Raw genomic sequence first — 25,534 nt, forward strand, 5'->3', positions numbered from 1 at the left:
TCCTTAGTCTCTTAACGTAGCTTTTAGTTCTCTTTGCAACCCATCAATTATCTTTTTCATTGATTTATCTATATCGTCATCAGTTAACGTTCTATCACTTGCTCTAAACGCCAACGAATATGCCATACTCTTTTGTCCTTCTCCCACTTGCTCTCCTTCGTATACATCAAACAATTTAAAGCTTTCTAGTATCTTGCCACCTCTCTGCCTTAAAATATCTTCTACAGAACCTGCCATCACATCTTTTGACACCTTAAATGATATATCCCTTGCTACGGCAGGAAATTTAGGCAACTTTCTATACTCTTCTCTATCTACACTATTTTTAACTAATTTTTCCTTTTCTATATATGCAACATATGTTCTTTCAGGACATTTATAATTTTTTGTAACTACAGGATGTATCTCTCCTAATGTTCCTACTAGTTGCCCATTTATAAACACATTAGCACATCTTCCTGGATGGAATATTTTGCAATTATCACAAGGTTTAAAAGCATAATTTCTAATCTTTAACTCATCAAAAATTTCTTCAACTATTCCTTTTAAAACATAGAAGTCAACCTCTTCATACATACCTATACACACCAATTCTTTTTCCACTGGCGATTTCTTCTCATCATCCCACAAAAACACTTTGGATACTTCAAACAAGTGTGCCTTCTCATTTCTCTTACTATAGTTTATACCAATAGATTCTAGCATCTCGGGCACCGGAGTTGTTCTCATAACGCTATAATCTTCACCTAGTGGATTGGATATAGTTATAACATCTCTAAGCTTTGAATCTTTATCCAAATTCAATTTATCAAAAACCTTTGGCCCCGTAAATGTATACGTTAAAGTCTCGTACAATCCATTTGCCAATAACACTTCCTTTATTCTATCTTCCACCTTCTGGCTCTTATTTTTGCCTCCTACCGTTGGTGAAACACTCTCTAATAATGTTGATTTTATATTATTATATCCATATATTCTGGCAACTTCCTCTGCCAAATCTGCTATACCTTCAATGTCACTTCTAAAGCTTGGCACTGTCACCCTCATAGCCTCTCTATCCACAGCAAACTCCAATTTTTCTAATATATAAAACATTTGTTCATCTGGAATATTAGTTCCCAAAAGTCTATTTATTCTATCACAATCTATATTCATAGACTTTGTCACCACTGGTACATCGTTCGAATCTAAAACTCCCGATAAAATTTCTCCTCCCGCAACATCGGCAATTAACATTGTTGCTCTATCCATTGCCAACAAAACATTATCTATGTTTAGACCTTTTTCAAATAGCGCCGAGGAGTCACTTCTAAGCCCTAATTTTTTAGACGCTAATCTTATCTTTGCTCCATCAAAATTAGCACACTCAAGAACAATATCTTTCGTATCAGAAGAAATCCCTGAATACTCTCCTCCCATTATCCCAGCTATTGCAAGTGCTTTTTCATTATCAGCTATAACCAAAGTATCTGCATCCAATGTCCTTTCCACTTCATCTAATGTCACTATCTTCTCACCAGGATCTGCATCTCTCACAATTATTTTATTAGAATCAATCTTAGCCAAATCAAAAGCATGCATTGGTTGCCCTAATTCCAACATAACAAAGTTAGTCACGTCCACAATATTATTGATTGGCCTAATGCCCGCACCTTTTAATCTATCTTTTATCCATTTTGGTGACTCAGACACCGTAACATTCTTTATCACCCTTAATGCATACCTCTTGCAATACTCTGTGTTTAATACATCCACGCTCATAACATCGCTTGCTTTTTCTGAAACTTCTGTAAAATTTATCATAGGTTTCTCTAGCACTTTATCAAATGCAACTGCTGCCTCTCTTGCTAAACCCAATACACTAAAACAATCCACTCTATTCGATGTAATTTCAAACTCTATCACTGTTTCATCTAGCCCTAAAATTTTTTTCACATCAATACCAAGCGGTAAGTTCTGGTTTAATATAAATATACCATCCTCGCATGCATCTTTATAGTCTTCTTTAGACAAACCTAACTCGCCTATTGAACACATCATACCAAGCGACTCAACGCCTCTTAATTTACCTTTATTTATTCTTACTCCTCCAGGCAATGTCGCTCCAACTTTAGCTATAGGCACAACATCTCCCACGCTTATATTAGTTGCACCAGTAACAATTTGTAAAACTTCATCACCAACATCCACCTTTGATACCTGGAGCCTATCTGCATCTGGATGTTTATCCAACTTTAGGATCTTTCCTGTAACTACTTTTTGTATATCTTCTCCCAAACTCTCTATTCGTTCTACTTTAGAGCCTGTTACCGTCATCCTGTCTACAAACTCTTTTACGCTTATATCCTTTATATCAACATAATCGTTTATCCAACTAAGTGTAGCCTTCATCTCTCCTAAATCACCCTTTCGTCTAAAATTGCTCTAAGAACCTTACATCATTCTCGTAAAATAATCTTATATCATCTATATTGTATCTACCCATTGTCGTTCTTTCTACTCCAAGTCCAAACGCAAATCCACTATACTCATTTGGATCAATTCCACATATCTTAAGCACGTTTGGATGAACCATTCCTGCACCTAATATTTCAATAAAGCCTTCATCTTTACACGTTCTACATCCTTCACCTTTGCAATTCCAACACGATACATCAAACTCTGCACTAGGCTCGGTAAAAGGGAAATAATGAGGTCTTAGCCTTATCTTAGTGTCCTCTCCAAATAATTTCTTCGCAAACACTTCTATTGTTCCTATTAAATCTCCCATTGTAACATTCTTATCAACTACCAATCCTTCAATCTGATGGAATATAGGCGAATGTGTCGCATCAACTTCATCTGATCTATACACCTTACCTGGTGATATTATCTTTATTGGCGGTTTTCTATTTTCCATAATTCTAATTTGTACTGGTGATGTCGCTGTTCTTAACACAAAATCATCATTTATATAAAAAGTATCTTGAGTATCCCTTGCTGGATGATCCTTAGGAATATTCAACGCATCAAAATTATAGTAGTTAGTTTCTATCTCAGGTCCATCCGCAATTTCATAACCCATCTCTATGAATATATTTTTTATCTCATCTATAGTCTTAGTCAACGGATGCTTATTACCTCTCTTATTTCTTTTAGCTGGCATTGTAACATCTATTTTTTCCTTTGATAGCTTCTCCTTTAACTCTTTCTCGTTTAAAATCTCGCTCTTCTTCTCTATTATATTTTCTATGTACTCTCTTACTTGATTTGCTATTCCACCTACAATAGGACGTTCCTCTTTCGTCAATTTCCCCATGCCTCTTAGTATTAATGTAAGATTCCCTTTCTTACCCAAATACTTTATTCTAAAATCCTCTAGCGCTGACAAACTATCTATAACTGCTATTTCTTCTTCTGCATTTTTTTGTAACTCTCTTAACTGTGCCTCCATCTATTTATTAAAACCTCCCTTAGTAATTACTTTGCTACATTCGCATCATACGAACTTAGTATAGTAGAAAATTTGTCTCTTGTCAACAATATAGGTATTTTCAAATACAAAAAACAAAAAAAAGGATTTTTATGTATCTATGGAGAATATCTAAGGTAGAGAATATTTTAAAAAGGAGTGATTCGTATGGCAAAACCACCAATTCCACCTAAACCTAATTTAAATAAAACAAATAAAATTGTTCCACCAGCTCCTCCAGCACCTCCTGTTATGAAAATGAATTCTAATAAAATTCACATAACTAAAGGTAGAGGTCGTTCGGTAAGTGCTCCACAAAAAAATTCTTCTGTGATGGATGAATTAAGTAAAAAACTACAAAAACGTGGAAAAGCAGCTTATGTGCTTGAGGGAACAGGAAAAGTAGCAGAACCAAAACCTGAAGTTCCTAAACCTAAGATACAGCAAGCGGTAAAACCAATTGTAATGACTACACCAGGCACACCACCGCCACCTCCTCCAGCACCTCCTGTTATGAAAATGAATTCTAACAAAATATCAATACCTACTATCAAGAAAAGCAAATCTCTTGAATTAAATAATCAAAAGCAATCAAAAGCAGCTTTTGTTGGTGAATTAAAAAATAAACTTGCAAACCGTAAATTAAGTGGCTCTGTTGTTGATATAGAAAAAATGATAAAATCGAATAAAGAAGCAGCTAATAATGTTGATTTTTCAAGCGTTCTTAAACGTTCCTCTAAAAGCCAACGCTCAATAAATAACGCTACTAAAGACAACAGTAGCGAATTAGAAAGAGCTTTTTCTAAAATGAAACAAAAACGTCGTGATTCTGGAATTGATCTTACAAAATAATCCTTACATAATCAATAAAATTGTAATATGTAAAGAGTCAAGACTCACTTTTAAAGTCCTGACTCTTTATTACATTTAGTGACGTCCTCCATTCATTGCCTGCTGAACCACTGGATTATTCCCGTTATTAGACCCGGAAGATGGTAGCTTTCCAGTTGTAACAAAACCTGCTATTGCACTATAAACACCCTTAGCAGCACTTGTTTTCCAGTACACTGATTGTATAGTTCCAAATGGATCTACTTGGCTACCTGAAATTCCTCCGCTTAGTCCAATATCCCTTATGAACTCTTCCACTTTATCTAATACTTTCACTAGCGCTATTGATAAAACCATCATTTTTAAGTAGGCAGGAAAACTACTCATACCATAACCTGTATGCCAAAATCTACTTAACGCTATAAACATTGTTATTTGTGAAAACTGTACCATCAAGTTCCCTGTAAATCCCTTAACCCAACCTTGCAAAAAATGTCTTGTAGCTTTTGTTATACCAGTAGATAAGGCCAAAGGAAACGTTATCATATAGAATATAACTAAAACATATCTCTCAGCTAATTTAAAACAAATTAACACTAACTTATATCCCAAATAGATTCCTAAAAATAATCCTATAACTTGTTCAAGACCAATAGGAGAAATCCAACTAGCCTCCCCTATTCTTCTTAGTCCTTGCCCTATGCAGTCTCCAAAGCTACTTCCTCCATCGTACAGTGACCACACTATTTTTATCATATTATTATATATACTTTCTAAAATAAATACTACTATTTCCCTCGCCCTCATTATCAAGGCGCCAAATACCAGCACTCTTATACCTACCTTCAATGGCTCCTCTGCCTCAAATCCTATATAAGCGAAAAAACTTTTAAACAATTGCCACATAGCAATCAACGCTAAAAATGCCATTCCCATTGTTCTAAATACGTGATAAAACTCTGTAACAAATCCCAACTCAGGATGAACCACCGGATCAAACATATCTGCTGATATAGTAAATGCTCCAAGCATATTCTTTATTAAACACAGCCATAAATCCATTATCCAATTACCCAAAGCACTAACTATGGCAAAAGCATAAAGTCCTAGTATTTTAACTACAAAAGCTACTTTTTCTACAGAGTAAACTAAAACATTCTTTATTACTGCCTCAAATGCAGCTCTTATACCGTCTACTATTCCAAAATCCATGATATTCTCCACCTACCAATCTATATAAACCAATACTGTTTCTCTTTGTTCCTCAAAACTCCTATCCTAATTATATATCACTTTCTTCATAATGTAAATACTTTTTGCAAAAATTCGAAACAAAAAGTTACTTTTCGTTTATAATCCCGCTTCTATAAGCATATAACAGTTTTTTTAAATCTTCTATTTTTTTAGATAATTTTTTACCTAAATCAACATCTCTATTAAGTATCCTAGTTGTTATATCTTCTTTCACCACCATAGTAGAGTGAATATCTTTTTCTTCTCTTACTGCAATTTCAGTTGACTCAAATGGCTCATGTGCGGCCAATATAAAACCATATGAATTATATATTAACGTATAGCCTGCTATACCCGTCGTCTTCTGGTATGGCTTTGCAAATCCACCGTCTATAACAAACACTCTTCCATTAGCTCTAACTGGATTATGTCCTTTTTTTACTGGGACATGGCCATTTACTATCTTTGCATTTTCATCTTCCAAGCCGAACTCCTTTAGTATCCCCTTTACCACATTCTCATCATCAATTAATGTATAATAAGGATTTTTTTCTTCCTTCCATGTCTCTTCATCATTTATAAAACATCTCTCAAATGTTGTTATCTTTTTCTTGCCAAACAATGGTGAATTATAACCACACCACAAATACCAGTAAAAATCTATCCCTCGCTCAGTATCTTTATGCCCTTCTTCACCAAAATATCCCTGCCTTGCTATTTTTTCAGCATAATCAAACCATTCTCTCCCTCTCGCAGAACCCAAACTTGTCTTAACAAGTGTAAATTCTCCATTTGGCTCCATTGGAACACATCCGTGAAACAATAGATTATTATTCGCGCACTTATATATTCCACCTTTGTTGAACAAAAATTGTACATGATGCTGAAGTTTCTCACTTCTTTTAAACGCCTTCTTTAATTTTTCTATTACTACTTCTTCCTCTGCTGTTAGTTTATAAGGATTCTTTGGATCTATTGTAGGAAAATTTGAATCATTTAACTGATACTCCTTACCATCTATATCAACAGTACCTTTTTCGTAATTTATTTTATGTAAAAGCCTTAAGCTATCCATCTCATAATGCTTATGCTTCTTTATTAACTGACCTTCAAGCTTAAATTGAATTATTGTTATCGCTTTATTAATTTTCGCTAATGCCTTTACATCTGTTGGATACAATGCATCTTTATCAATACTTTTAGGCTTAAAGTTAATACATGGGTCATCCTTATACACCGACAATGCAAACGTCACAAGCTGCCTTATGCTTATGCCGTACCCTATCTCTAATGTATTTAGATTATTATATCTTGTGCAAATTCGCACTATGTTTGCTATACATGCACAATTACCAGCTGCACCACCCATCCAGAGTATATCATGGTTACCCCACTGTATATCTAGGTTGCGTTTTTTCATTAACGCTTCCATAACTATATCACCACCAATACCCCTATCGAATATATCTCCTATTATATGCAAATGATACACTGATATATTAGATATTAACTCCGACAAACTCACAATAAATTTATCTGCCTCTCCTGCTTCTATAATCCCAGTAATAATACTTTGCATATAAAGTTCTCTTTCCTTCTCTCCTCTTCCTCCGTATATCAACTCTTCTATTATATAACTATAATCCGATACCCCCATCTGCCTTTGTACAAAATCTCTAGTGTACTTTAGTGTAACTCTACGAAGTAGCGTTATTAGCCTATTTAACGTAAGCTTATAAAATTCATTCATGTCTGGCTCTTTCTCTTTTATTACCCTAAGCTTTTCCTCTGGATAATATATAAGAGTCGCAAGTGTCTTCATTTCTTTATTACTTAACCTATCTTTAAATAGCTCATTTATCTTTATTTTTATCTCTCCCGATGCATTCTTTAGTATATGCAAGAAAGATTCATACTCACCATGTATATCACTTATAAAGTACTCTGTGCCTTTAGGCAAATTCTGTATAGCCATAAGATTGATAAGTTCACTACTCGCCTTCTCTATTGTCTGATATTGTTTTGACAGAAGCTCCAAATATTTTATATCATTATCGGTTAATTTCATATTAAAAACCTCCATTATATGTTAGATAAAAATTTTTGTATAAATGTCATTCGATGTATAGGACTTGCACCAAATTTCTTTATTGCATCTATGTGCTCTTTTGTTCCATATCCTTTGTGCTTTGCAAAACCGTATTGAGGATATTTCCCATCCATTTCGATCATCAATCTATCCCTTGTTACTTTTGCTATAATAGACGCTGCTGCAATAGATACACTTTTTTCATCACCTTTTACTATCGCTGCATGTCTTAAACTTATATTATCTAATGTTACTGCGTCTATTAGCGCATATTGAGGCTTTACTTTTAAATTATCTAATGCCTTTTTCATTGCAAGCTTGGTAGCCATTAATATATTAATATCATCAATACACTTGTGGTCAACTATTCCTACTCCAACCGCAACTGCTCTAGACATTATCTTATCAAACAACTCTTCTCTTTTTTTCTCCGACAATTTCTTTGAATCATTTATTCCTTCTATAAATTCTCCTCGATTTAGTATAACGGCCCCTGCAACAACTGGGCCAGCTAATGGGCCTCGTCCTGCTTCATCAACTCCTGCAATCATCAGGATCTTTTCTTCATCAAAAAGCTTATTTTCAAACTGGCACATAGTATTGTACCTTAATACTTCTTTCTCGTACGCTGCTTTTTTCCTAAGATACTTATTTATCAACGCATCATTATTAAGTCCACTTTTCTTTATGTACTCTATTGCATCATCTATACTAAGAGTCTTTGCATATTCTTCTACGCTTTTTTTAGTCACTCTCATATTTAATCCCCCATCATGTCAAACTTTGGTGCCTCCAATGATATTTTCCCTATTTTCCCTCCTCTTAGCTCGTCCAATATTATAGATGCTATTCTTGTATAATCCACAACACCACCAGACATTATTGCACCTCTCTTTTTTGCAATAATCTCTAATAATTCATATCCTTTTGAATTTTCTACATCATCTAGTTTATATCTAGCTTTTAGCAAATCAGGATACGTAACCAACAACCTCTCTAGTAAAATAGCTGCCACATCTACTGTATCATACACCTCATCTTTTATTGCTCCAGTAAATGCTAGCTTTAGCCCTACTTCCTTATCCTCGAACTTAGGCCACAATATACCAGGTGTATCCAACAACTCTATCTTTTCGTTTAACCTAATCCACTGTTTTGCACGAGTAACACCTGGTCTATCTCCAGTTTTTGCTACCTTCTTCCCTGCTATTTTGTTTATAAATGCAGACTTCCCTACATTTGGAACACCCACAACCATACTTCTAACAGGTTTTGCTATTATTCCCTTAGCTCTATCTCTTGCAACCTTTTCTTTCATCATATCATCAATAACTTTATTTAACTCGCGTATACCTGTTCCCTTTAATGCATCAACAAATATAACTTTTTGACCTTTTTCCCGAAAATAGCTTCTCCATTTTTTTGATACAGTCATATCAGCCAAGTCAGATTTGTTTAACACAATCACCTTAGGCTTATTTTTAATCAATCCATCTATATCCGGATTCTTGCTACTTTGAGGTATCCTGGCATCTAATATCTCTATTACCACATCAACTAAGCGAATACTCTCAGACAAAATTCTCTTAGTCTTTGCCATGTGACCAGGAAACCAATTTATACTATTGCGGTTAATCCCACTTAATTTTTCTTTTTCTTCATTAATCATTGCATCACTTCCTTAATTCCTCCAATCGTCTTGTAGATATTATACACTTTGAACTTAAATTATTCAATGCCAAAATATTCCAAGAGTGTTTACGTCCTAAGTTTACGCAAACACTCTCCACTCGTATATTTATTTATCTACACGCAATATTATCTCATCATCTTTTACATCTATTATTACATTATCTTTTTCTTTTATCTTTTGATCTAGCATTTCTTCCGCTAGTTTATCCTCCACTAGCGTTTGTATCACTCGACGCAATGGTCTTGCACCATAGCGTGGCTCATATCCCTTCTTCGCTAAAAGAGCCTTTGCTTCATCTGTTATCTTTATATTTATACCTGTTTGCGCCATTCTCTTAGCCAACACATCTATCATTAATGTAACTATTTCCTTTATATGCTCCTCCTCTAATGGATGGAATACAATTATTTCATCTAATCTGTTTAAAAATTCTGGCTTAAATGTATTTTTAAGCTCTCCTAGTACATTATCTTTCATCTGCTTATAGTTTTTAGCTTTTGCATCGCCCTCAGTGGAAAAACCTAATTTCTTTGGCTCCACTATATTTCTTGCTCCAACATTGGATGTCATTATTATAATTGTGTTTCTACAATCTACCGTCCTTCCCTGTGAATCAGTTAATCTTCCATCCTCCAATATCTGAAGCAATATATTAAACAAATCTGGATGTGCCTTTTCTACTTCATCAAACAACACAATAGAGTACGGCTTTCTTCTAATTTTCTCTGTCAATTGTCCGCCATCCTCAAATCCTACATATCCTGGAGGTGATCCAACCAATTTAGATACACTATGCTTTTCCATATATTCAGACATATCTACACGGATTATACTATTTTCATCGCCAAACATCGCTTCTGCTAACGCTTTGCAAAGTTCTGTCTTACCCACACCGGTCGGTCCTAGGAATATAAATGATCCTACTGGTCTCTTTGGATCCTTAAGCCCCACTCTTCCTCTTCTTATCGCTTTTGCTATTGCCTTTACTGCCTCTTCTTGTCCTATCACTCTTTTATGCAATACCTGCTCAAGATTTTTTAGTCTCTCGCTCTCTTCTTCTTCCAGCTTGTTCACAGGTATCCCTGTCCACGAAGATACAACCTCAGCAATTTCATTTTCTGTTACCTCATCTGTATTATTGTGGCTATTCTCCTTCCACTCGTCTTTCATCTTTCCTAATTTTTCATTTAGTTCTTTTAATTTATCCCTTATCTTTGCCGCCTGTTCAAATTCTTGCGACAATACAGCGTCATCTCTTTCCTTATTTAGCGTCTCTATTTGCTCTTCTATCTTCTTTAACTCTGGTGGTGCTGTAAATGCAACCATCCTTACCTTAGATGCTGCCTCATCCACCAAATCTATAGCTTTATCTGGCAAGAACCTCTCTGTTATATATCTATCAGACATTTTTACTGCTGCCTCTATCGCTTTATCTGTTATCTTCACTTTATGATGCGCTTCATACTTATCACGCAACTCTTTTAATATTACTATGGACTCCTCTTGTGTTGGCTCACCTACAATTATAGGTTGAAATCGTCTCTCTAACGCCGAATCCTTCTCTATTTGCTTCCTGTATTCATTTATTGTGGTCGCACCAATTATTTGTATTTCTCCTCTTGCCAAAGATGGCTTTAGTATGTTCGATGCATCTATTGCGCCTTCTGCTGCACCTGCACCAACGATAGTGTGAATTTCGTCTATAAATAATATCACATTACCAACATTCTTTATCTCAGCAATTGCTTTCTTTAACCTATCCTCGAACTCACCCCTATATTTTGCTCCTGCTACCATAGACGATAGGTCTAGTGTTACCACTCTTTTGTCTTTTAGTGTCTCTGGAATATTTCCACTAATTATCTGCTGCGCCAATCCTTCAGCTATAGCAGTTTTACCCACACCTGGCTCTCCTATAAGACATGGATTATTTTTAGTCCTTCTACTTAATATTTGCACCACTCGCTCTATTTCTTTTTCTCTTCCAACTACAGGGTCGAACTTGCCTTCACTAGCCATCTCAGTTAAATCTCTTCCAAATTGATTTAATGTTGGCGTTTGTGAACTATCTGCACCCTTTCTACCACTTGATGCTCCCATACTTTCACCATTTAACACTCTCATTATCTCTGTAAATAGTTTCTGTGGATCAATATTTAGCGTAACCAATATTCTTAACGCAAAATTCTCCCCCTCTTGCAATATCCCAAGTAACAAATGCTCTGTACCTATCGCGTTTTTTCCCATTTTCCTTGCTTCTTTAAAACTTAACTCAAGTATATTTTTTGTCCTTGGTGTAAAACCTAGCGGCTGATTTAATACATTATCACCCTGTCCTATTATTTCCTCTATCCTCTCTAACACAGCTTCTTCTGTTACGCCCTGATTTTTTAACACCATAGCTGCAACTCCTGTGCCTTCTTTTATTAATCCCAACAACAAATGCTCTGTACCAACGTATGGATGTCCAAATATTATAGCACTCTCTTGCGCATATGCCAACGCTCTTTCCGCTTTTTCTGTATATCTTCCAAACATTTAAATCACTCCTTTACTCCTATTTATTTATCTTCTGTCGTATATAATTTGCTCTCATCTCGTCTCTTTTATTATACTCGAGCTCCTTGCCTAATACTTTTTGCAAATTCGCCGGCTTTATATTAAGTGCAATCTCATTTAAAAGTCTTTTATCAATATTATTTATAAGACCCAAATCTATACCAAGCCTTATATCCGACACAATCTTTAATCCTTCTTCAGTAGATATCTTCCTTGCATTAGTAAATATTCCGTATGCTCTATATATTCTGTCCTCCAACTCAACAGACTTACTCGCATATAGCTCCTTTCGCAAATTTCTTTCGTACGAAATCACCTGCTTTGCAACACTTATTGTGTTCCCAACTATCTCATCCACTGTGACTCCAAGCGTTACCTGATTCGATATTTGAAATATATTACCAATATTTGATGTGTTCTCTCCATATATTCCCCTTACCGTAAAATCCACTTTCGAACATCCGGCTATTATCTTATCTATGTATTCTGTCATCACTAACGCAGGCAAGTGCATCATCACAGACACCCGAATCCCTGTACCCAAATTGGTTGGGCATGATGTAAGGTATCCATACCTTGGACTAAACGCAAATTCTAATTTACTTTCCAAATATTCTTCTATCCTATTTAAGTTACTAAGACAATTTTCTATTCTAAACCCCGCATCCATAGATTGAATACGAAAATGATCTTCCTCATTCACCATTATACTAATCTTTTCATCATCACCTAAGAACACTCCATTTTGCACTTTGCTATCTAACATATTAGGACTTATCAAATGTTTCTCCACCAAAGCCTCTTTATCAATAGTAGAAATATTAGTTACATTGCAAAAATCAAAGTTAGTGCCCTCAACTTCTTTACCAAGAGTTCTATATGCTAAATTGATAACTTGTTCACTCTGTTCTTTCCCCATTTTAACTGGAAACGGATACTCTTTTAAATTCCTCGCACTCCTAATTCTAGTACTAATAACAACATCTGATTCTGGGCCATCCTCTATATACCATTTGCTCAACATCATCCCCTCCTTCACTAACTTAATTTTTATTCTCTATTTCCTTAATCATATCTCTTATTTTGGCTGCTTCTTCATACTCTTCAGCTTTAACCCTAGCAGCCAATTCTTCTTTTAATTCCTTCAGTCTGTTCTCTTTTTGTGTACTATTTAGTTTATCTTTTGGTAGTGCTCCTTTATATTGAACATTGCCATGTAATTGTTTTAGCACCGGCTCTAACTTACTTGCAAACACCTCATAACATTTTTCACATCCAACTTTGCCTATTTTCTTAAATTCATTATACGTTAAATTGCATTTAGGACACCTAAGCTCTTCTTTATTTTGCTGCAATCCCATAAGCCCAGCTAATATCTCATCTATACCAATCGCTTGGCCCGTTTTCACACCCAGGCCTAAATTAGCACAACTTGAGCAAAAATAAAGATCCCTAGTAATGCCATTTACTGTCTCTCTATAGTGCACTGTTGCAACTTTTTTATGACATCTCTGACAAAGCATTCTATCACACCCCTACAATTTAAAATAACTTTTCTCATCATCTATTATAATACAAAATTTATAAAAATAAAAATTTTTTTCAAAAAAAGAGCTGTACCAAATTGTACAACTCTTCCCTTATTTCTTCGTCAATAGTAAACTTTATTTATCCTGTTGCTCCATTATCCTTCAACAACTTTATCATAGCTTCGTCTCTATTATTAGTAGCTACTCTTAATTGTTCACTATTAACGCATGATCCTTTACTTATTAAATATTTTGCCATATTGATATCACGTTTTTCCACTGCTGTTAACAAGAATGAACTGTCTCTAACAGAGCGACATCTCGAAATGAAATAATCAACTATTTCTATTTTACCTGTTTTTACCGCCTCATTCATACAACGATCATTAATCTTAGCTCCAGATGTTACCAAGCACTTCACAATATCAAGATTCTTTAGCCGTATTGCCTTTATTATAGACGGCGGATCATCAAAACTTCCCCCACAATTTGCATTTACTCCCTGTCTAACTATACACTTAACCATAGATGACTCACCTGTTTCTATTGCCACATCCAAACAGTTCTTATCAACTTTCGCTCCCTTGGAAATCAAATACTCTACTATCGCTACATTCCCCTTGCGTATTCCCCTGATTATTGGAGCTTCACTAAACCAACTACTCCGATTTAAATTTACTCCACAATCAACTACACACTGAACTACCTGTAAGTTTCCTGCATCTATTGCTTCGTTTAAATAACGAATATCTATCTTTAAGCCCTCTTCCGATCCTTTTTTAATTAAATAAGCTACCACTGACGCATTTCCCTTATGAATTCCCCTAATTACAGGATCTTCTCCAAAACGACTTTGCCAATTTATGTCTACCCCTTTCTCCATTAAACACTTAACTACAGGTAAACTTCCCACATCTATTGCCTCATTTAAATATTTAATATCAACTTTAGCTCCATTTTTAACTTTCTGATCAATTAAGTAAGCAACTATAAGCTCATTTCCTTGGTGTATTGCTCTAATAGTAGGCTCTGCTTCCCAGAAACTACTTTGGTCGATATCAACACCTTTTTGAACTAGGCATTCAACAATTGGTAAACTCCTTACATCAATCGCTCTATTTAAGCAATCTGTATCAATATTAGCTCCATGTTCAACTAAGTAAGTAACTATCGCCACGTCTTTTTTATATATTGCTCTAACAACAGTCTCCTTTTTCAACAAACCATTTTCACCAGCACCTTTTTGAACTAAACATTTAACAATTGGTAAACTCTCTACGTCAATCGCTTTATCTAAGCAATCTGTATCAATATTAGCTCCATGTTCAATCAAATATTGCACTATCTTAAGATCCTTTTTTGTCACTGCCTCAATTACAAGATTCTTGCCAAAACTTTTGCTTCGCTTTATGTTTACCTTTTTCTCCTCAATATAATATTTCAAAATAGGTAAACTTTTTACTTTCACTGCCTCGTACACACAATCATTTTTAATCTTAGCACCCTCTTCAACCAAATATTTCACTATCGGCAAACTTTTTGTATGCGTTGCATGACGCAAAGGAAGAAATTGTTCCTGTTTTTTGGGCTTTACGTCATTCTCAACCAAACATTTTACAATTGGTAAATTCTTTTTGCTTATTGCAATGTTCAAGTAATCCGGACCAATTTCTGCTCCCTTTTCAACCAAATATATAGCTATAGGAGCATCCCCTTGTTGTATTGCCTTTACAAGTGGTTTTTCACTAAACCATTTGTTTCTATTTACATCCACTCCGTGTTCTACCAAACATTTTACTATAGGCAAATTTCTTACTTCTATCGCTTCGTACAAACAATCTGTATCAACCTTTGCTCCATGTTCAACCAAATACTCTACTATCAAAACATTCCCTTGTCGTATTGCCTTTTTCAGGGGCTTTTCGCTAAACCAACCGCTCTTATTTACGTCTGCTCCATGTTCTACATAATACTTTACTTGCTCTATATTCTGCATATCTATTGCATCTGTTAGGGCCATATCAATACGTCCTTTCTTATTGTATTTTTGATGCTAAACCCTATCTAGCCTCTGCTCCATTGTCTATCAAAAGCCTTCTCATAGCTTGATTTCCCTTATCTGTAGCTACTTTTAATTGTTCCCTGTTTACACGCGATCCTTTCCTTATCAAATATTCTGCCATATTGATATTATCTTCTTCAACTGCTGTTAACAAGAATGAACTTTTTTTAACATTGTATCCTTTTGAAATGAAATACTTAACTATCTCTATTCTTCCTGTTTTTACCGCCTCATTCATACAACGATCATTAATCTTAGCTCCATGTTTTACCAAGTACTTAACAACATTCAAATTTTGTGTATGTACAGCCTTTATTATAGACGGATCATCAAACCAACTGCGTTCATTCACATTTACTCCTTGTCTAACTATACACTTAACCATAGATAAATTACCTGTTTCTATTGCCACATCCAAACAGTTCTTATCAACTTTCGCTCCCTTGGAAATCAAATACTCTACTATTGCTACATTCCCCTTGCGTATTCCCCTGATTACTGGAGCTTTACTAAACCAACCACTCTGATTTAAATTTACTCCACAATCAACTACAGACTTAACTACCTGTAAGTTTCCTGCATCTATTGCTTCGTTTAAATAACGAATATCTATCTTTAAGCCCTCTTCTGATCCTTTTTTAATTAAATAGGCTACCATTGGCGCGTTCCCCTTATGAATTCCCCTAATTACAGGATCTTCTCCAAAACGACTTTGCCAATTTATGTCTACCCCTTTCTCAATTAAACACTTAACTACAGGTAAACTTCCCACATCTATCGCTTCATCCAAATAATATCTATCTACTCTGTCTCCGTTTTTAGTTTTTTGCTCAACTAAGCAAGCAACTATAGGTGCATTTCCACTGCGTATTGCTCTAATAGTAGGCTCTTTTCCAAACCAACCTTTTTTATTGATATCAACACCATTCTCAACTAAAAATTTAACAATAGGTAAACTTCCCACTTCAATCGCTTCATTTAAGCAATCTGTATCAACCTTTGCCCCATTTTCTACTAAATATTTTACTAGTACTACATTCCCTTGACGAATAGCCCTTATCACTGGTTTCTTGCTAAACCAACCACTTTGATTTACATCTGCTCCCTGTTCTATATATTGTTTTACTTGTTCTACATCTTGCATATCTACTGCATCTGCTAAGTACATACTACCACACCTTTCTTTTCTTATCCTAACGCCAACTTCTCTAGACCCCACACATACTATCACACTTTTTAAATTTATGCAACACTTTATTTTTTATTTTATACCCTTTATGATTCTCTCCATAATCTATTTGTTACGACGATACTCACTTTTGTTACACTATATTTATGTTTATGTTACAAATACGTTTTTTGTGCTTTCTTCCATTGACATATTCTTAAAAAATATGTAAATTAAAATCATGATTTGTTGTTCCGAAAGAAAATATTAACGTACTTTATCTTGTTTATAAAAATAATAGGAGGAATAAAGTTATGATAGTAGAACACAGATCTTCTTTAAGGGGTGAAATTCGTGTACCGGGCGATAGATCTATATCTCACAAAGCGATTATTATGGCATCTTTAGCAAAAGGAACTTCTGAAATAAATGACGTATTCATGAGCGAAGACTGTATCAGTACAATTAATTGTTTCAGACAAATGGGGGTTTCAATTGAAATTAGGCCAAATAATTGTCTTAAAATTACCGGTAATGGCATTTACGGATTAGTTCAACCTAGATCTTCAATAAACACAGGAAAATCTAATACTGCATTTAGATTATTACTTGGCATACTAGTAGGACAGACTTTTCCTTGTATCGTCACTCGTGATCCATCTGTACAAAGACGTCTTGTTTCCGACATCGTCATGCCGCTAAAAACAATGGGTGCAAAAATTTTAGGACGTGAAGATGCAACTATGTGTCCACTTAATGTACAACCTAGCACACTAAACTCAACCACTTACAATCTAAATCTAGAGAATAGGCATGTTAAATCTTCACTGCTACTTGCTGGATTGTACGCAAACGACAAAACTATAATAAAAGAATCTGTACCATACAGAAATCATACTGAACTTATGCTTCAGTACTTTGGTGCCAAACTTTCATTTGGCAAAAATGGGCGTGTTACTATATACAGCGGAAATGACTTATCTGCAAAAAACTTTAATGTACCCGGCGACATATCTATTGCCGCATACTTTATTGTTGCTGCATCGATAATACCACATTCTGAAATAATGATAAGAAATGTTGGTGTAAATCAAACCAGAAACGGCATAATTGACGTATTAAGATCAATGGGCGCTGAAATTGATCTACTAAATGAACATCTTTCTGGAAAAGAACCTGTTGTGGATATACACGTTACCTCGTCAAACCTTAGTTCAACAACTATAGATGCAAAAATTCTACCTAGACTTTATAATGAATTACCAGCCTTTATTGTTGCTGCATGTGCTGCAAAAGGAACAAGTAAAATAACTAATTTGCGCGGATATAAAATATTTGAAAACGAAACCTTATCAAAACTTTGCAAAGAACTTACTAAGCTTGGTGCAAAAATAACTATAAACAACGATACAATAGAAATATTAGGCGGAGTCCCTCTAAAAGGACGCGTCGTAGAAAGTTATGGTAACAAGGCTCTAACCTTTGCACTATCTACAGCTGCAATTTATGCTGAAGATGAAACGCTAATAAGAAGATCTCAAGTGTTAGAAACTGCCTTCCCTGATTTTCTTCCTGTTCTAAATTCTTTATAGTCTAATTTTCTTTGCAATTGAATGCAAGATATCGGAGTGGAAATCATTACTCCGATATCTTTTTTGAAATACACGCCAAAATCTCCTTATGAACTTTATCCACTGATCCCCCAGCATCTATTACTTTTATTCTATTGGGATACATTTGTGCCACATATTTGTATCCTTGATAAACTTTTTCATGAAAAGAAAGCTTTTCTTTTTCGATTCTATCCTCACCAGTAGCAACAGCCCTTCTCTTCTTTGACTCCTTTGGCGATATATCAAAGAAAAGTGTCACATCTGGATATACCCCATCTAAAGCTATCTCATTTACTCTCTCTACCACATCAACACCCAAACCTCGTGCTATCCCCTGATATACATAACTTGAATCAACAAATCTATCACACAACACTATACAACCTTTTTCTAATGATGGTGCTATCACTTCTTTTATAATCTGTGCCCTTGCTGCCGCATACAACATCATCTCACATGTGTATGACATATTATCATTTGACACATCAAGTATGATATCTCGTATTCTCTCACTTATTTGAGTCCCACCTGGCTCTCTTGTTAGCACTACATCGTATCCCTTATCTACAAGCCATTTTTTTAGTAGTTCTATCTGCGTTGTTTTCCCACATCCATCTAGTCCTTCAAATGTAATGAATAATCCCTTCATACTAAATCATCCTTTGCCTATTTTTTTACTATCTCTATTCTTCCTTCGTATACTCCATTTATAACTGCACCTTTTGCATAAATATCTTTAAGATACACCACGTGCTCCTTAGTTATAATCTGTCCAGCTATCACCAATGGCACACCCGGTGGATATGGCACAATCATATTATATGATGTCGCACCCACCGCATCATCCATTAGTACCAACTCTCGCTTTAGATCTCCCACATCAACCAAATCAACTACTGGACAATCTTTCGGCATTGGCACCATATTTATGCTACATCTGCCCACTTCTTTAGATGCAATCTCACCTAATGCAAACTCAAGTTTATCTAATCCATCTATACTATCGCACGCTGTAACAATACACACCACATTATATGCATCTGCCATCTCCACATGAATATTATATTTAGTTGCTAATATTTTCTGCATGTCATATCCTGATATACCAAGCTCACTAGTATTTATAACAAGTCTTGTCTTGTCTTTCTCACTCTCGTGATCATCCAATATCTTTATCCCCGCAAATTTTTGTGTCTCTTTTTTTAATTTATCTATCCTATCGCAAATTTTAGTTAATCGGATATTACCTTCTTCCTCCATTATATACCTTGCTATATCAAGCGATGCCATAAATATAAATGACGGGCTAGTGGTTTCTATCATACTAAGTATCCTCTTTACTTTATTTTTATCAACCCGATCACCCTTGATATGCAAATACGCCGTCTGTGTCAATGCAGGCAATGTCTTATGCGCACTTTGCACCACCATGTCCGCACCACAAAAAAGTGCACTCTTAGGTAACCTATCACAAAAATTAAAATGTGCTCCATGCGCTTCATCCACTACTAAAATTTTACCCCTATCATGTACAATGCGGGCTATATCCTGTATAGGGGAACATATTCCATAATAGTTAGGTGATGTTATAACTACAACAGTCGCATCAGGATTTTGATCTAATGCATCCTCTATATCCTTTGCCAAATATCCTCCGCATATGCCAAACTTTCGCTTGTATACAGGATTCACAAATTTAGCTCTAACACCTATATGCGCTAGAATATTAAACACTGATTTATGACAATCTCTCCCCACTATAATTTTATCTTTATGCTTACATGTAGCAAGTAACATTGCATGAATACCACATGTTGATCCATTGATAAGAAACAACGTTTCATCTGCACCAAATGCACGTGCTGCAAGCTTTTGTGCTTTTAAAATCGCCCCTTTTGCATCATGTAAATCGTCAGTCAATGGAGTTTCTGTTACATCCCACTTTATCATATCCTTGTAATAACTAGCAACAGTACTTCCCATCTTATGCCCAGGCATATGAAAAATATTCGGATTCATCGCAATATATTTTTGTATCATGTCATATATAGGTATCATATCTTTATCCTTTCCTATCTAGCATGTATTTATATATATCCCTCTTGCTCTTGCCTCTATCCTTTGCGACATGTTTTATTGCCTCTTTTTCACTTTCGCCGCAATCTACATAGTGTTTAACATGATTCTCTATCGTTAGATCATCCCAAAAATTAGGTGTACAAACATCTTTTTCACAAATCCCCTCCATCAACAACACAAATTCACCTCGGGGCTTGTCATTTGTATATTTTTTTATAGCATCACTTAAACTTGATCTAAAAAATTCCTCAAACTTTTTGGTAAGCTCTCTTGCCAATACTATCTCTCTATCACCCAAAAGCTCATACAAAAGCGTTAAAGTAGACAATAGTTTGTGTGGCGCCTCATAAAATATAATTGTCCTAGGATCATCTTTTATAAATAGTATTCTCTCTCTTTTTGATCTTTTATTCACTGGCAAGAATCCTTCAAATACAAATCTACCAGTACTAAGCCCTGACGCTATCAATGCATTTATCCCTGCAACTGCACCTGGAATTGGCGAAATTTTTATATTTTCCTCTATCGCAAACCTAACCAGCTCCTCCCCTGGATCTGATATAGCTGGCGTACCCGCATCTGACACCAACGCGACATTATTTCCTTCTAATATCTTTTGTATAATATACTTACCTTTGTCGTACTTGTTGTGCTCATGATAACTTATCATTGGCTTTTTTATATTTAAATGATTCAACAATTTTATCGTTTGTCTTGTATCTTCCGCTGCAATTATATCCACTTGCTGTAACGTCTTAATCGCCCTTAACGAAATATCATCCAAATTTCCTATAGGTGTAGCCACCAAATACAAAACTCCCACTTCCATATCCTAAAAATCTTCCCTTCTATTGTATATATAATCTATCTCTTTTGTATAATTACCCTTATCATCATATACGTACAATGGTTCCATAATCTTTAGTTCGCTTTTAGCACCTTTTTTCCCCATGATCAACACAAGATTTGCCGTTCTCTCTTTTTTGGGATACACTAACCTCATACTTTTGGGCTCTATGTAGTATTTTCTCATAAGTGTCATTATATCAACCAACCTATCTGGTCGATTAACCATACAAAAACGCCCATTGTGCTTTAATACTTTTGCTGATACTCTAATAACATCATCCAATGTACATTTTATCTCATGTCTTGATATTGCCTTCATATCACCATCATTTATTAAACCTCCATTAACCTTTATGTATGGGGGGTTTGTCACTACTACATCAATACTATTAGAACCGATTATATCTTCTATACATTTTAAATCATAATTTCTAATTGTGACTCTATCTTCTAATCTATTCATAAAAACACTTCTTTGAGCCATATCAGCAATATCTTTTTGTATTTCAACTCCAATTATTTCACTTGCTTTAGTATGTCCCGCAATTAATATAGGGATTATCCCGGTACCAGTACCCAAATCTAATACTTTATCTTTCAATCCTACATCAGCAAAATAAGACAATAATACCGCATCTATGCCAAAGCAAAAACCTTTTTTCTTTTGTATAATCTTATAGCCCTTAAGATCAAGATCATCAACTTTCTCATCTTCAAAGACTTCAATATCTCTTTCTTGCATTAATATTTCCCCCAACCTTCCATTTTAGATACTATTGACAAATTAGACTTAGCCTTTGGAAATTTTTTTTTGCTCATAATATCCACGATGCTAACTGGGGTCTTCTCTACCTTACTATCTATTTTATTTTTATGTTTCTTAACACAACCAATACTTTTCTTTTTGGTATCACAAACATCAACACTTTTTTTATCAGTACGGACAATCTTACTTTCAACTTTTTCACGTATATCTTCTTTTTTTTCAATAATATTCGCTAACACCTGTTTATTAATTATGTTACCCGCTTCCATCTTAGTATTAATATTCTTAACACTTTCCAAAACAGTTTTTTTTATTTGCATTTCTAATGCATCATTGTCCTCTTTTATTTTTCTTACTGTGTTACTCCGAGCCAAGAATGACATACACTCTGATCGTACATTCTCACTAAACTTTTCTAGAAATTTTCTAACGCCCTTTAACCCTTCTCTTCGCATCGCTATTAAAGTACCAATCTTTGGTGCATTGTTTATAATCTCTCTCATAAAAATCCTTAACTCTTTTGTCTCTCTCATCACACTAACATCTGCACCATGATCTATAAGATAAGTTATTATCTTTATATTCTCTCTTGACGTACCATGCTTTAAAGTATACATCAAAGCCGATTCGCACACAATATTCTTTGCATTTATTTCAGCACCCGCTTCAACCAAATATCTAACTAGCTCAAAATTGCACTTATCACATGCCTTTATCAACGGAGTATCTCCATCCCTTGATTCACAATTTACGTTAGCCCCTTTTTCTATCAACAGCTTAACTAGCTCCGCATTCCCACTGTTACATGCACACAATAATGCCGTCTTCCCGTCATGTGCTACATGATTTACATTTGCATTTCTTAAAATCAACTGCTCTACTATTTTTTTGTTTCCTCTGGCACTGGCATAAATCATAGGCGTATTACCCATTTTATTCTCTAAATTTACATCTGCACCACAATTCAAAATTTTTATGACTGCATAAACATTTTCATTATTACAAGCGTGCATAAGAGCCGTCTCTCCGAATTCGTTTCTAGCATCAATATCCACGTTATTAATCAACGCTTCATCTATCATATCTCTATTTCCACGATAAATTGCCAATGTTAGCTTTGTACCACAATTAAATACTTTTTTATTCCCCATAATAATGCCTCCAACTAAAAGTTTATCTAGGACTTTTTTATTCTACCATAAGCATATAATCAATTTCAATATACCTTTGGGAAAATTTTGTATTGTATTTTGGGACTCATTGTGGCAAAATAGACTTGCAGATATTATTTAGGAGGTTATTATGTTTAGAACTTTGAAATACCAAACTGGTGAATTAAATGCAGTAGTAAATGATATGAGAAACGGTATAATACCAATGCTTGAGGTTGATAATTCAGCTGAGCTTGCCTGGGTTATTGACGAACTAAAAAAATATTCCGTCTTCAGAATGGAAAATATTTTGCCTGACAAAAAAGCTCGCGATGCTGTAGCTCAACCCGATTTTGAATTTCGTCTGGCATTTTCAATAGATAATGATACATCAAATATAAAATATCTTGATATTTTCGAGGAACCTATCCCCGACAGAGACTACGACCCTATATTCGGCGACTAGAAACTTGCATAAGTAAACACTGTATGTACGTAGGAAAAAATATTTTTAGGAGAGCGAAAGCATAGCTGTGCGCATAAGGATATGAGAAGATTAGAATTAGAAAATAGATCTTGTGACATCCTCCCCCACCTACACCTCAAATTTTTGCCATAAAATTCTCGGCGTGGAGGTGGGGGCTTCCTTTTGCAACAGTATGCAAACAGTCGGTTCCTGCGCTATAGTACTATCGTACTAAGATTGAACAGGCTAACCCCGCAAGCCCTGCGGTTTTTGTTACTTTTATGTTACGGCATTTGCTACTCTCATGCCCTCATTTCGTATATTTATTGCAGCATTAGTATCCCTATCATGGTACTTACCACAATTTGGACACATCCAAGACCTAACAGCAAGATTTTTTACTTCTTCATTTTTATATCCACATTCCGAACAAATTTGTGAGCTCGCAAAGAACCTATCCACCTTTATTAATCTTTTGCCTATCTCTTCTAACTTGTATTTTAGAAATGTAGTAAACATTCCCCATCCATTATCACACACTGACTTTCCAAAGTTCAAAGCTTGTGACATTGCCTTCATGTTTAGATCCTCTATACATATACAATCATATGCATTTGCCAGCTTCCTTGATACCTTATGCAAAAAATCTTTTCGACAATTTGCCACTTTTTCATGTACTTTAGCTAATTTTTTTCTTTGCTTATCCCTATTCTTTGAACCTTTTTCCATTAGTGACAATCTTCTCTGCTCTACTTTTAATCTTTCTTCTGCCTTTCTATAATATCTTGGATATTCTGCTTCTTCTCCATTACTATCTTTGTACAATCCATGCATAGAAAAATCTAATCCTAAAAAATTACACGCCACTTTATTTGATACTTGTTTTTCGTATTCAAACAAAATACTCGCATAATACTTTCCGCTTGCATTTTGACTTACTGTAACAGATTTTAATTCATAATATGTTGGAACATTCCTGTGTTGTTTCATTCTTACAGCCCCAACTTTAGGTAACTTTAAATAGTTATTTGTTAGATTGATATTGCCATTTACTAAAACAGTCGAATAACTTCTTTTTGTATCTTTTTTCGATTTAAACCTTGGAAAACCACTATTGGGTAATTTGAAAAAATTACAAAAAGCCACATCTAAATGGCGTAGTGATTGCTGTAACGCTATGCTATCCACTTCTTTCAAAAACGAATAATCCTCTGATTTTTTCATTCCTGCCATCTCTTTTGCACATGTAGTATAGGAGACGATTGTCTTATCTTCCTTATACTGTTTTATTCTTCTATCTAGAAATTTATTGTACACAAGTCTTACGCAACCAAAAGTTTTAGCAAACATAGTTTCTTTCTCTTTGTTTGGATATATTCTAAATTTATATGCTACATTTGCCAAAAACCTCACTCCTTTTTTGTAGACTTATCCCCTTGACTTTCTATATATTTTTTTATTACATCTATTGATGCCCCGCCTGTTGTTAGTAAGCAAAAACTTTGACTCCAAAAGTGTTCTTTCCATAGCTTTTTTCGTATACTTGGAAACTCCTTTTTTAATAATCTACTACTCGCACTTTTGTAAGCATTTATGAAAAAGTCCTAGTCTATGGAAACACTCGACTTTAAGCCGAGTATTTCTATTTCTTAACTAATATTTCCGCATTCCGTACATAAACTCTATTAATACGGACTTTATTATGATGCACTTTTGTGTAACCATTTGTTGTGTAGTCCTTTTTTACAAGTTATCCTATCTCTATTACCCTATGTCTAAAAATATCCCTATAACTTGGCGCACTTGACATAAAATCTACTCTTTCCAAATCTGTCTGGGCTTCTCTTATTGCTTCTTCATAAAATAACTTTTATCTTTAACAAGGCGGAAACCCACTGCCCTTGGGCGGTGGGAGGAGCCTCGCAGATTAATAACAATTAGCCTTGTGTTTCAATATACTTTTGTATAATCGCAGATGATACCTCTCCAATACTA

20 protein-coding genes and 1 pseudogene are annotated in these 25,534 nt (G+C 34.9%); 3 read left to right on the forward strand and 18 right to left on the reverse strand.

The annotated features are described in order from the left end of the window. Positions 1-3 precede the first annotated feature (3 nt). Positions 4-2,391 (reverse strand): phenylalanine--tRNA ligase subunit beta, encoded by a 2,388-nt coding sequence (locus tag J6Y29_01130; protein MBP5426495.1) that lies wholly within the window; start codon positions 2,389-2,391, stop codon positions 4-6. Positions 2,392-2,413: 22 nt separating this feature from the next. After that, positions 2,414-3,433, reverse strand: a complete 1,020-nt coding sequence (pheS, locus tag J6Y29_01135; protein MBP5426496.1) for a phenylalanine--tRNA ligase subunit alpha — start codon at positions 3,431-3,433, stop codon at positions 2,414-2,416. A 186-nt stretch (positions 3,434-3,619) separates the two neighbouring features. Between pheS and J6Y29_01140 the strand changes: the two genes are divergently transcribed. Next, entirely contained in the window at positions 3,620-4,303 is a 684-nt protein-coding gene (locus tag J6Y29_01140) for a hypothetical protein (protein MBP5426497.1), read from the forward strand. A 75-nt stretch (positions 4,304-4,378) separates the two neighbouring features. Here J6Y29_01140 and J6Y29_01145 read toward each other — a convergent pair whose 3' ends face one another. The 9 genes from J6Y29_01145 to J6Y29_01185 all read right to left on the reverse strand — a co-directional run bounded on the left by J6Y29_01145 (position 4,379) and on the right by J6Y29_01185 (position 16,666). Further along, the gene (locus J6Y29_01145) at positions 4,379-5,494 is read right to left on the reverse strand and encodes a hypothetical protein (GenBank protein MBP5426498.1); all 1,116 of its coding nucleotides are present in this window, start codon (positions 5,492-5,494) and stop codon (positions 4,379-4,381) included. 127 nt (positions 5,495-5,621) lie between these two features. Beyond that, on the reverse strand, positions 5,622-7,598 hold the full coding sequence (locus tag J6Y29_01150) for a fructose-1,6-bisphosphatase (GenBank protein MBP5426499.1): 1,977 nt from the start codon (positions 7,596-7,598) through the stop codon (positions 5,622-5,624). Continuing rightward, positions 7,598-8,362 carry a ribonuclease HII gene (locus J6Y29_01155; GenBank protein ID MBP5426500.1) on the reverse strand — a complete coding sequence of 255 codons (765 nt, stop codon included), beginning with the start codon at positions 8,360-8,362 and terminating at the stop codon, positions 7,598-7,600. The genes J6Y29_01150 and J6Y29_01155 overlap by 1 nt, the downstream gene beginning before the upstream one ends. Before the next feature lie 2 nt (positions 8,363-8,364). After that, positions 8,365-9,273, reverse strand: a complete 909-nt coding sequence (gene ylqF / locus J6Y29_01160; protein ID MBP5426501.1) for a ribosome biogenesis GTPase YlqF — start codon at positions 9,271-9,273, stop codon at positions 8,365-8,367. A 129-nt stretch (positions 9,274-9,402) separates the two neighbouring features. After that, on the reverse strand, positions 9,403-11,835 hold the full coding sequence (locus tag J6Y29_01165; protein MBP5426502.1) for an ATP-dependent Clp protease ATP-binding subunit: 2,433 nt from the start codon (positions 11,833-11,835) through the stop codon (positions 9,403-9,405). 19 nt (positions 11,836-11,854) lie between these two features. Continuing rightward, positions 11,855-12,877 (reverse strand): protein arginine kinase, encoded by a 1,023-nt coding sequence (locus tag J6Y29_01170; protein MBP5426503.1) that lies wholly within the window; start codon positions 12,875-12,877, stop codon positions 11,855-11,857. A 22-nt stretch (positions 12,878-12,899) separates the two neighbouring features. Next, positions 12,900-13,379, reverse strand: a complete 480-nt coding sequence (locus tag J6Y29_01175) for a UvrB/UvrC motif-containing protein (GenBank protein MBP5426504.1) — start codon at positions 13,377-13,379, stop codon at positions 12,900-12,902. A gap of 145 nt (positions 13,380-13,524) precedes the next feature. Then, complete coding sequence (locus tag J6Y29_01180) at positions 13,525-15,405, reverse strand: ankyrin repeat domain-containing protein (protein ID MBP5426505.1); 1,881 nt, start codon at positions 15,403-15,405, stop codon at positions 13,525-13,527. A 40-nt stretch (positions 15,406-15,445) separates the two neighbouring features. After that, positions 15,446-16,666 carry an ankyrin repeat domain-containing protein gene (locus J6Y29_01185; protein ID MBP5426506.1) on the reverse strand — a complete coding sequence of 407 codons (1,221 nt, stop codon included), beginning with the start codon at positions 16,664-16,666 and terminating at the stop codon, positions 15,446-15,448. Positions 16,667-16,929: 263 nt separating this feature from the next. Here J6Y29_01185 and aroA point away from each other — a divergent pair, with 263 nt between their 5' ends. Then, positions 16,930-18,207, forward strand: coding sequence for a 3-phosphoshikimate 1-carboxyvinyltransferase (aroA, locus tag J6Y29_01190; protein MBP5426507.1), 1,278 nt, complete (start codon positions 16,930-16,932; stop codon positions 18,205-18,207). A gap of 46 nt (positions 18,208-18,253) precedes the next feature. On the opposite strand, the gene J6Y29_01195 is transcribed toward aroA, so the two are convergent. From J6Y29_01195 to J6Y29_01215, 5 genes are read right to left on the reverse strand one after another with little or no spacing between them, the layout of a single operon-like run. After that, on the reverse strand, positions 18,254-18,877 hold the full coding sequence (locus J6Y29_01195; protein MBP5426508.1) for a dTMP kinase: 624 nt from the start codon (positions 18,875-18,877) through the stop codon (positions 18,254-18,256). A gap of 17 nt (positions 18,878-18,894) precedes the next feature. Continuing rightward, a complete protein-coding gene (locus J6Y29_01200; GenBank protein MBP5426509.1) occupies positions 18,895-20,286 on the reverse strand; it encodes an aminotransferase class V-fold PLP-dependent enzyme in 1,392 nt (463 codons plus the stop codon). A gap of 4 nt (positions 20,287-20,290) precedes the next feature. Continuing rightward, positions 20,291-21,136: a 16S rRNA (cytidine(1402)-2'-O)-methyltransferase gene (rsmI, locus tag J6Y29_01205; GenBank protein MBP5426510.1), complete on the reverse strand. Its 846-nt coding sequence runs from the start codon at positions 21,134-21,136 to the stop codon at positions 20,291-20,293. A gap of 3 nt (positions 21,137-21,139) precedes the next feature. Continuing rightward, positions 21,140-21,898 (reverse strand): tRNA1(Val) (adenine(37)-N6)-methyltransferase, encoded by a 759-nt coding sequence (locus tag J6Y29_01210; protein ID MBP5426511.1) that lies wholly within the window; start codon positions 21,896-21,898, stop codon positions 21,140-21,142. Next, positions 21,898-23,073 carry an ankyrin repeat domain-containing protein gene (locus J6Y29_01215; GenBank protein MBP5426512.1) on the reverse strand — a complete coding sequence of 392 codons (1,176 nt, stop codon included), beginning with the start codon at positions 23,071-23,073 and terminating at the stop codon, positions 21,898-21,900. Before J6Y29_01215 ends, J6Y29_01210 begins: the two co-directional genes overlap by 1 nt. A gap of 151 nt (positions 23,074-23,224) precedes the next feature. Here J6Y29_01215 and J6Y29_01220 point away from each other — a divergent pair, with 151 nt between their 5' ends. Continuing rightward, a complete protein-coding gene (locus tag J6Y29_01220) occupies positions 23,225-23,539 on the forward strand; it encodes a hypothetical protein (GenBank protein MBP5426513.1) in 315 nt (104 codons plus the stop codon). 279 nt (positions 23,540-23,818) lie between these two features. Here the strand turns inward: J6Y29_01220 and tnpB are convergent, their stop codons facing one another. Together tnpB and tnpA are read right to left on the reverse strand one after the other, a co-directional pair. Further along, positions 23,819-24,943, reverse strand: coding sequence for an IS200/IS605 family element transposase accessory protein TnpB (gene tnpB, locus J6Y29_01225; GenBank protein ID MBP5426514.1), 1,125 nt, complete (start codon positions 24,941-24,943; stop codon positions 23,819-23,821). A gap of 5 nt (positions 24,944-24,948) precedes the next feature. After that, positions 24,949-25,137 (reverse strand): annotated as a pseudogene (tnpA, locus tag J6Y29_01230) (IS200/IS605 family transposase). Positions 25,138-25,534: the final 397 nt, after the last annotated feature.

Source organism: Clostridiales bacterium (assembly GCA_017961515.1).
In the GTDB taxonomy this organism is placed as follows: Bacteria; Bacillota; Clostridia; order Acetivibrionales; family RGIG10202; genus RGIG10202.